6 protein-coding genes are annotated in these 9,458 nt (G+C 65.8%); 5 read left to right on the top strand and 1 reads right to left on the bottom strand.

Annotated features, from left to right (window positions below; translation table 11 throughout):
* Positions 1 to 188 precede the first annotated feature (188 nt).
* From ACDP63_RS12305 to ACDP63_RS12285, 5 genes are all read left to right on the top strand, one after another.
* Entirely contained in the window at positions 189 to 5,126 is a 4,938-nt protein-coding gene (locus tag ACDP63_RS12305) for a Hint domain-containing protein (RefSeq protein WP_409928092.1), read from the top strand.
* A gap of 351 nt (positions 5,127 to 5,477) precedes the next feature.
* Positions 5,478 to 5,903, top strand: coding sequence for a hypothetical protein (locus ACDP63_RS12300; RefSeq protein ID WP_036747366.1), 426 nt, complete (start codon positions 5,478 to 5,480; stop codon positions 5,901 to 5,903).
* A gap of 12 nt (positions 5,904 to 5,915) precedes the next feature.
* Positions 5,916 to 6,215, top strand: coding sequence for a hypothetical protein (locus ACDP63_RS12295; protein ID WP_409928091.1), 300 nt, complete (start codon positions 5,916 to 5,918; stop codon positions 6,213 to 6,215).
* Between the two features lie 430 nt (positions 6,216 to 6,645).
* Complete coding sequence (locus tag ACDP63_RS12290) at positions 6,646 to 7,311, top strand: transferrin-binding protein-like solute binding protein (RefSeq protein WP_409928090.1); 666 nt, start codon at positions 6,646 to 6,648, stop codon at positions 7,309 to 7,311.
* Positions 7,312 to 7,361: 50 nt separating this feature from the next.
* Positions 7,362 to 8,372: a hypothetical protein gene (locus ACDP63_RS12285; protein WP_143091246.1), complete on the top strand. Its 1,011-nt coding sequence runs from the start codon at positions 7,362 to 7,364 to the stop codon at positions 8,370 to 8,372.
* 30 nt (positions 8,373 to 8,402) lie between these two features.
* Here the strand turns inward: ACDP63_RS12285 and ACDP63_RS12280 are convergent, their stop codons facing one another.
* Positions 8,403 to 9,245, bottom strand: a complete 843-nt coding sequence (locus ACDP63_RS12280; protein WP_024844144.1) for a hypothetical protein — start codon at positions 9,243 to 9,245, stop codon at positions 8,403 to 8,405.
* Positions 9,246 to 9,458 lie beyond the last annotated feature (213 nt).

The raw sequence follows: 9,458 nt of genomic DNA, 5'->3' as shown, positions 1-9,458 counted from the left end.
TCCTGGTCTTGTATGCGGGGGGTGTGGGTCTGCTCATGCCCTCCAGCTACCATACTGGATTCACAAGATGAATCCCTCACAGGATTTGTGCAACAGAGCCGGGCAACGTCTATTATATCGACGGCGCCGGAAACGAGCAGGTTCTGACAAACATCGCGCTCAGCGTCTATCAGCTGGAAAATGGCGACGTGTTTGCCGCACCCTCCGGCGACATCGTTGGCGGGGACGGCACGTTCGGCGATCCGGGAGAGCTGCTGCCCAGCAAGCTGGCCGGGCTCAAGATCTCGCGCATCGAACTGACGTCGCTGCGCAACGACGCGATCGGCAAGGACAGCCTGCTTTTAGACTGGGAATCGCTGGACAGCACCACCACCCTGCATCCGGTCGAGGCAGCCACCGGCGATCCGCTCCGCAACACCAGCGACCAGAACGACCAGATCACCGGCCAGGTCGGCAGCACCGCCGTGACCGGCGGCCACGGGCTGGCGTTCTACATCGGCAACCGGCCCATCCTGGACACGGTCCAGGGCAACGGCGTGATGGAAGGGTCGTCGGCTCTGCTCGGCTATTATGGCCATGGGACCGGTTTCACCTATCAAGGTGTCCAACCCGTCCATCAGGTCATCGACCACCTGGTCGCGTCGAACGACTGGGGCGCCAGCGCCTCCGCGCCCGATGGAGCGCTGGACGAAGGTTTCCTTGGCGCCGACGGCACCTTCAGCGAACTCGACTCGCAGCAGTTGTTCTTTGGCAATGTCTATTACCGCGACATCGACGGAATCGAGAAGGTTCTGCAGAATGTCGCCTTCAACGCCTACCAACTTGAAAACGGCGACACCTACGTCGCGCCGACCGCCGAAATCGTGGGCGGCGAGGGCAATCTGGTCGCCGGCGACGGCGGCATCATCCTGGCCAGCATCCTGAGCGGCAAGGACATTCTGGGTTTCGAACTGACCTCGGTCCGCCCCGACGCCATTGGCCAGGACAACCTCGTTTACGACTGGGAGGCGACCCATGATGTCGTGAATACCTTCTACCTTGGCAACAAGGAAATCCTCGACACCCATCAGGGCGACGGGACGATGGAAGAGGCAGCCCGGTTGCTGGGAAGCTATACCGGCACGGCGGGGATGCCGGGCGACAACCAGTTCACGATCCATCAGCTCTGGGTCCGCCACGATCCTCTGGCGAATGACGGGCTTTTGGCTACGAACGACTACGGCGCCACCGCGACCAACCCCGACGGACTCTATGACGAGGGCTTCGCCAATACCCCCTCTGGCGGCCAGAACGGATCGAGCTTCAGCGAACTCGACTCGCAGCAGCTGTTCTGGGGCAACGTCTATTACATCGACGGCAATGGCCAGGAAAAGGTTCTGAACGATATCGCGCTGAACGTGTATCAGCTTGAAAACGGTGATGTCTTCGCGGTCCCGACCCACGAAATCGTTGGCGGAGACGGCACGTTCGGCGATCCGGGAGAGCTGCTGCCCAGCAAGCTGGCCGGGCTCAAGATCTCGCGCATCGAACTGACGTCGATGCGCAATGACGCGATCGGCAAGGACAGCCTGCTTTACGACTGGGAATCGCTGGATGCCGGCACCACGCTTCAGGAAGGGCGCGACGGCATCGTGGATGGCACCCCAGGCGACGACAACATGGGGCCCGGCTATACCGACCACCAGGGCGATCAGATCGACGGCACCGACGGGCTGGACGACATCATCAAGGCGGGTGCGGGCAACGATACCGTCAACGGCGGCCTGGGCAACGACCACATCGAAGGCGGCGAGGGCAACGACAGCCTGGACGGCAGAGATGGCAACGACTCGCTCTATGGCGGCGCCGGCAATGACTCGCTCTATGGCGGCAGCGGCGACGACTTGCTCGATGGCGGCGATGGCGACGACTACCTGACCGGCGCCACTGGCAACGACACGCTGATCGGCGGTGCGGGCGACGACACGCTGGAGGGCGGTACGGGCGACGATTCTCTGGACGGTGGCCTGGGCAACGACACCTTGCGGGGCTCCGACGGCAACGACACGCTGATCGGCGGCGATGGCAACGACAGCCTGCACGGCGGGGCCGACAACGATATCCTGGACGGCGGTGCGGGCGACGACACGCTGACTGGTGGCACGGGCTCGGATACGCTGACCGGCGGCGCGGGCGCCGACCGCTTCGTGGTCGACGCCGACGGCGACGTGATCACCGATTTCGACGCCGTGACCGGCGTCGGCGACGGGTTGGAGGACAACAACGACTTCGTCAACCTCAGCCCCTGGTACAATCCCGACACGCTGAAAGCCTGGAACACCGCCAACCCGGGACAGACCTATGCCACACCGCTGCAATGGCTGCGGGCTGACCAGAGCGACGGCAGCCTTGCGGCGGTGGGCGGACTGCGCATCATGAACGGCGGCAACCCGGTCCCCGCCAGCCTGCTGACGACCGAGAATACCGGCGTCGTGGACACCGATGGCATCGTGGATGGCACCCCAGGCGACGACAACATGGGGCCCGGCTATACCGACCACCAGGGCGATCAGATCGACGGCACCGACGGGCTGGACGACATCATCAAGGCGGGAGAGGGCAACGATACCGTCAACGGCGGGGCCGGCAACGACCGCATCGAAGGCGGCGAGGGCAACGACAGCCTGGACGGCGGCGAAGGCAACGACACGCTCGATGGCGGGGCCGGCAATGACACCCTGATCGGGGGCGAAGGCAACGACTCTCTCGATGGTGGCGACGGCGACGACCTGCTCGATGGCGGGCACGGCAACGACTCGCTGGAGGGTGGCGAAGGCGACGACGTCCTGCTGGGCAACGACGGCAACGACACCTTGATCGGCGCTGGCGGCAACGACACGCTCAATGGCGGCAACGGCCATGACTCGCTGGAGGGTGGCGAAGGAAACGACCTGCTGGACGGCGGCGACGGCAACGACACCCTGCTGGGCGGTGACGGCAACGACACGCTGATCGGTGGCGACGGCGACGACTCGCTCGATGGTGGAGCTGGCGACGATTCGCTCGGTGGCGGCGCGGGCCATGACACCCTGCTGGGCGGCGACGGCAACGACACGCTGCACGGCGGCGACGGCAACGACCTGCTCGAAGGCGGCACTGGCGATGACTCGCTCGACGGCGGTGTCGGCAACGACACGCTGATCGGCGGCGACGGCAACGACACGCTGGTCGGCGGCGAGAGCGAAGACTCGCTGGTCGGCGGCGAAGGTAACGATATTCTCGTGGGCGATTCCGGTCATGACACCTTGCTCGGCGGCGCCGGCAAGGACTCGCTCTATGGCGGCACCGGCAACGACTTGCTCGATGGTGGCGATGACGACGACTACCTGTTCGGCAGCAATGGCAACGACACCCTGATCGGCGGTGCAGGCAATGACCTGCTGAACGGCGGTGCGGGCGACGACTCGCTGGACGGCGGCCTGGGCAACGACACCTTGCTGGGCGGCGACCACAATGACACGCTGCGCGGCGGCGAGGGAGACGACTCGCTCGATGGTGGCACTGGCGACGACCTGCTGGAGGGCGGTGCCGGCAACGACACCCTGCTGGGCAACGATGGCAAGGATACGTTGCTGGGTGGCAACGGCCACGACCTGCTGGATGGCGGTCTGGACGATGACTCTCTGGACGGCGGTGACGGCAATGACACGCTGATCGGAGGGGCCGGCAATGACACGCTGATCGGTGGCAATGGCGACGATTCGCTCGACGGTGGTGAAGGCAACGACCAGCTTTTCGCTGGCGAGGGCAACAACACCCTGACGGGCGGCGCCGGCAACGACACGCTGATCAGCGGCAACGGCAACGACACGCTTTACGGCGGCGAGGGCGACGATTACCTTGATGCCGGCCATGGCAACAACCTCATCGATGGCGGGGACGGCGACGACTACCTGATCGGCCGCTCGGAAAACGACACGCTTTACGGCGGCGCCGGCAACGATACGCTGTTCGCGGGCACCGGCGACGACTTCCTTGACGGCGGCGAAGGCGACGATGTCCTGGATGCCAGTGGCGGCAACGACACGCTGATCGGCGGCGATGGCAACGACAGGCTGCACGGCGGGGCCGACAACGATATCCTGGACGGCGGCACCGGCAACGACACGCTGATCGGCGGCAAGGGCTCGGATACGCTGACCGGTGGTGCGGGCGCCGACCGCTTCGTCGTCGATGACGGCGGCGACCTGATCACCGATTTCGACGCCGTTACCGGCATCGGGGACGGTCAGGCCGACAACAACGACTTCGTCGACCTTGCCGCCTTCTACAACGATACCACGCTGGCAGCCTGGAATGCCGCCAATCCGGGGCAGACCTACAAGAACGCCCTGCACTGGCTGCGCGCGGATCAGGACGACGGCGTGCTGGATGCGGTCGGCGGGCTGCGCATCCTGGACGGTGCCGGCAATCCCGTCCAGGCCAGCCAGCTGACCACGGAAAACACCGGCGTCGTCTGCTTCCTGCGCGGCACCCTGATCAAGACCGAGGATGGCGAGATTCCCGTCGAGAAGCTGGAACCCGGCATGAAAGTCATGACGCTGGACCACGGCTACAAGGAGCTTTCCTGGATCGGCAAACGCGTGCTTTCGGCCGAGGAACTGGCCGAACAGCCCAAGCTGCGCCCGATCCGCATCCGCGCCGAGGCCCTGGGCGAGAACCTGCCCGAGCGCGACCTGATCGTCTCGCCCCAGCACCGGGTGCTGCTGCGCTCGGTCGTGGCGCGGCGGATGGTCGGCGAGGCCGAGGTCCTACTGGCCGCGCGGCACCTGCTGGGTCTGGACGGCGTCGAGGTGGTCGAGGACATGCAGGAAGTGGAATACTGGCACTTCATGTTCGACCGGCACGAGGTGGTCTTCTCGAACGGTGCGCCCACGGAAAGCCTGTTCACCGGCCCCGAGGCGATGAAGGCGCTGGGGCCGGAGGCGCGGGAAGAGATCTTCACGCTCTTCCCGGAACTGGCCCGGCCCGAACGCGAGGCGCCGATCGCGGCCCGGCTGCTGCTGCGCGGCCGGCAGGGGCGGCACCTGGTGCAACGCTTGGTCACCAATGGCAAGCAACCGTTCACTTGGGGCAAGGTGGGCTGATGCTGACCGGGGCGGGCCTGCGGCCATGCCCCGGACCATGGCGACCAGGCGGTCGGAGGGGACGGAAACAGCCGTCGCGCCGACCGCAAGGCCCTGGCGGTGGCCGAGCAGCGCCGACAGGGCCCCAATCCCCGCAGCGGCAGGACCATCTTGCCGTTTGGCGCAAGAACAAGAAGGCCGGCAGCCCCGCCCCGCGCGGGGCGGTGCTGGATCGGATGCTTTGACACGTCACGGTGCGAACCGGTTGCGGCGCCTCGCTCGCATCGCCTCGGGGCGGCGAGCGACGCGGCGTGGCGGACCGCGGCCGGAAGGGAACAGATCCGCAAAGGCGATACGGAACCGGAGGCAACCATGCTTGCAGAACACATCCCCGTTCAGGTCCGCCGCAGCGGGACCATGGTGCCCGTGCAATCCCTGCGCGTCGGAGATATGCTTTTCGATCCGCTTTCCGGCGATCATGTCGAGATCCTTGACATTTTCTGCAACTGCTCGCCGGACATGCCGGGCCTGCTGTTCGGCATCGCGCAGGGTCGCCTGGGGTCGGGCCGCTCCTCGCACGGGGTTGCGGTCTCGCTGCACTGGCAGGTTCCGGTTCCGGGAATGCCGGACGGGGACGAGAACCCGGCCTGCCTCGACAGGCCGACCGCCGAGCGGCTTGACATCCGGCTGCCAGAGGATGCCACGCTGTTCGCCATCTTTCCCGAACGCGACTGCTTCATGATGTCCTGCGGTTTCTGTTTGCGCGTGTTGGCGCCCTATCCATCCCCTTTGCACTGAAGGAACCGCGCCATGGAAAAGTGCTTGCAGGATCCTCTCTGCCGATACGAAATCATTCACGAGGGCGGCTTTCCGACCGGGATCGTCATCCTTGCGATTCTGACGGCCCTGGCGGCCGCAGGGCTGGTCTGGCTGGTGGACGGGGGGCTGCTGTGGATCATCGCCACCTATTGCCTGACCGGATCGGTGGCGCTGCTGGCGCTGGCCTGGTATCACGCCAGCCATTCCCCCGGCGATCACGCCTGCCCATGCGGCAGCCTTGAGGCCGAAGGCCCGCCCTGCCGCACCCTCGCCAGGGGTCGATCCCGCTAACGCACCGCCAAGCAGGGTCAATGCCCGGCGCTGCGCACGGCTTCGGGTGCATCGGCCCGTGACCCGGCACCGGGCGCAGAGCCTTGCCCCCGCCCTGTCTTCCCCCTGCCCCATCACGGGATGCGCGATCCTCGCAGGGCCCCGGCCCGGTCAGCCCTTGTCCCCGGCCGCTGCACGCAGCTTCGGCCCCCGGAAAGCCGCAGGGCCGAGCCGAGACCCGGCCCGAAGGTCGCGCCGATATCCCGCACCAGCTTTTCCCGAGCGGCCAGGGCCGTATTGATGCTGCTGGCGCCCCTGCCCGTCGCGGCGGCGGCGGACAAGGCATTTCGCGCCGCCTTTCACCCAAACGGGTGAAGACAGGCCCCGTGCCCGGCCCTGTAATCGGCACTGGGCCTTGCGCCCGTAGTTCCAGATTTTCATGGAGGGTTTCATGCAGATGGCCAAAATCTTCAGCGGCGTCCTGGTCACGTCAATCACCCTTGCGCTGGCGGGCTGCGGCGGCGGCAGCGGGTCCGGAAGCGCCGGCGCACCCGGCGGGGGCAGCGGCGGCGGCGGCGGCGGTGGGGGTGGTGGCGGCACAGCCGACGGCCAGACCTTCCTTGACCATGACGGGCCGATGATGGAGATGGTGGAACGCACCGAAAGCCTTGCACAGACGGGCACCGGCGCCATGCCGACGACCGGCAGCGCGACCTATGACGGCTATGCCTTCGTGGAAATGAACATGACCGGCGGCTCGGTCGATGTCGGCGATCCCGGATACGAGGCCGCGATCGGCAAGATCGCCCTCAATGCGAATTTCGCCAACAGCAGCGTTTCCGGGCAAATCCACGAGGTCGGCGTCGAGGACGGGCCCACCCTGACCGGTAGCCTGCCGATCACCGGCGGCAGCATCAGCGGCAGCGGCATGTCGGGCCGGGCGGCGGGCACCCTTCGCGGTGGCGACCGAGGCGACATCGGCCTTGACCTTGTCCTGGATGGGACGTTCCGGGGCAGCAATGCCGAGGTCGTCCGGGGAAACATCACCGGCACGGTCGAATATGACGGCGCCACCGGCACGGTCTTTGGCGACAGCGGCTTCGTCGCTGAACGCTGACCCGCCGAATGCCGCGCGCATCGCGAAAGGCTGGCTGGCGAACCTGGGCCTTGGCAGCCTGCCTGTTGCCCTGCCTGGCGTTGCCGGCCTGGGCGCAGCAGCCCGACCGGACCGAGGCAGCCCTGCTGTCCGGTTCCCCCCGGCTGGCGGCCTTTGCGCTGATGCGCGACCGTCCCGCCGGGCAGGCGCCGCTGCTGGCACGGTTGCTGCACCAGGAAGGGATGCTGCGCGACGGGCGCCCGGCACCGGCCCTGCTGTCGCGACATCTCACGGCCCGGCCGTTGCTGCGATGGGATGACAATATCAACGGCGGCATTCCCGGCGAAACCCTGACCGTCGGCGGGATCGACCTGACGGTCAGCCCGGAAAGCCGCGCCCGCGGCGGACTGGTCCTGGGCCTTGCCGCCTCTGGCAACGCCCGGTACCGGCTGGCTCCGGGCCGCGTGCTGCGGCTGGCCGGTCAGGCGACGGCGGTCTATTCGCCGCGGCATGACCTTTCGCGCCAGGATCTGGGGCTGGGGGCCTGCGTGGCGCAGCACCTGGGCGAATGGCGCTTTGTCGATCTGTGCGGCGGCTACGCCTTTGGCCGGACGGATCTGTCCAACAGCCACCTGGCCTGGACCGGCCTGCGCGGCAGCGGGCTTTTCGAGATGGCGGGCGGTCTGCACGAGCTGTCCCTGGGCCTGCGGCAGACCTGGCGCAAGGATTATCGCCAGGCCTTTGCGGATCTGTCGCTCGATAGCGCCCTTTCCGGGATCGGCGCGGTCGGGCTTCGGCTTTCCGCCGGCGAAAGGGTCGACGGCCATAACGCCATCCGCTACCGGGCGGGGCTGTCGCTGACCCGCCCGATCAGGAAGCGGCCCGTGACCTTCGGCATCGGCTGGCAGCGGGAAGAGGGCTCCACCCTTTTCGGAACGCCGCGGCGGGACGATATTCGCACGCTGGGCATCGAGTTCGGGCTGACGCCGAAACTCACCCTGCTGCTTGCGGGCCAGCATCGAAGCTCAACGGTTCCGATGTATGACGAAAACCGGATCATGCTGGATATGCGCTGGCGCTGATCGGCCGCCAAAGCACCACGGCCCAGCGCCTCACGAACCGCTGAAAAGCCTTCGGCGCCAATAGCCCAGGAAAATGCGGGCCCGTCGTAGCGCCGATTCCCGGCGCTGCATGTAATATCGTGCATTTTCGTAAAGGTAATCGTCCTGGTATCCCTTCAGGAACGAAGAAATCCCATGTCCTTTCCGAAAGGAATCGCGGACGCGCAGCAATCGCAACCCCCATTCCTGACAATGAAAGACACGAATGTCGTCACGATTGACAAGGCGCAATCCCCATAGATCGTTTTCCGCCACATAATCCTCGGCAGCGCCTTCGACCAGGAACCTTCCGTATTTAGATTCGGACTCCTTGGTTCCGGCCTGAAGCATCTTCCATATTTCAGGCCGGATGATCAGAAAACAGTTGCTGATGCTTTGCGTCAACATGAACCCCGGCCTGGTCGTGGGCCGGTCTGCGCGATAAGGTAATGTGCTGCCGGTGATGAAGCAGGCCCCCGTCTCTTTCATCAAGCCAAGGGCGGCATCCTGCCAGGCCTTCTGCCCGGCGCGATATGGGATGGTATCCAGGCGCACCACGCATCCAAGATCGGCCGTGACCGCATCGAACTGCTCTGCCAGAAGCTGCTGTTCCGCCTCGGTGGTTTCTTGTGGCGTCGTCATGCCCATGTCATGCAGGCGAATGCCATGCGCCTCGCATAACTGCCGAACGCGGGCCGCAATGCCGGGATCCCCACCAAAATGCACAACCAGCTCGGCGATCGGATGGTCAAAAAAGGCGATCCAATCCTCGAGAATCACGCAATGATGCTCTTCAAGGACAAAGGTCAACAGCGCGATTGACGGGATATACGGCGCCTTGTCGGACATCAGCATGCAGCATTTCCAGTTTGCGAAAGCAAATTACGCTTGCCAATCCCAAAGATACCGACACGGCATGCGGGTGAAAAGGGGGTGATGACAATCCGCGCCGGCCGCCTGTCCGATGACCATGCATTCCAGCGCCAGGGTGCGGTTCGCCAGCGCGCAAGCGGGTCTGCGATCCCTGTCGGCGGTATCACTGTACCAAGCCGGGCCGGGAAAACCGGC

The organism is Paracoccus sp. P2 (assembly GCF_046335115.1).
GTDB classification, from domain to species: Bacteria; Pseudomonadota; Alphaproteobacteria; order Rhodobacterales; family Rhodobacteraceae; genus Paracoccus; species Paracoccus pantotrophus.
This window is presented reverse-complemented; position numbering and strand designations above follow the sequence as displayed.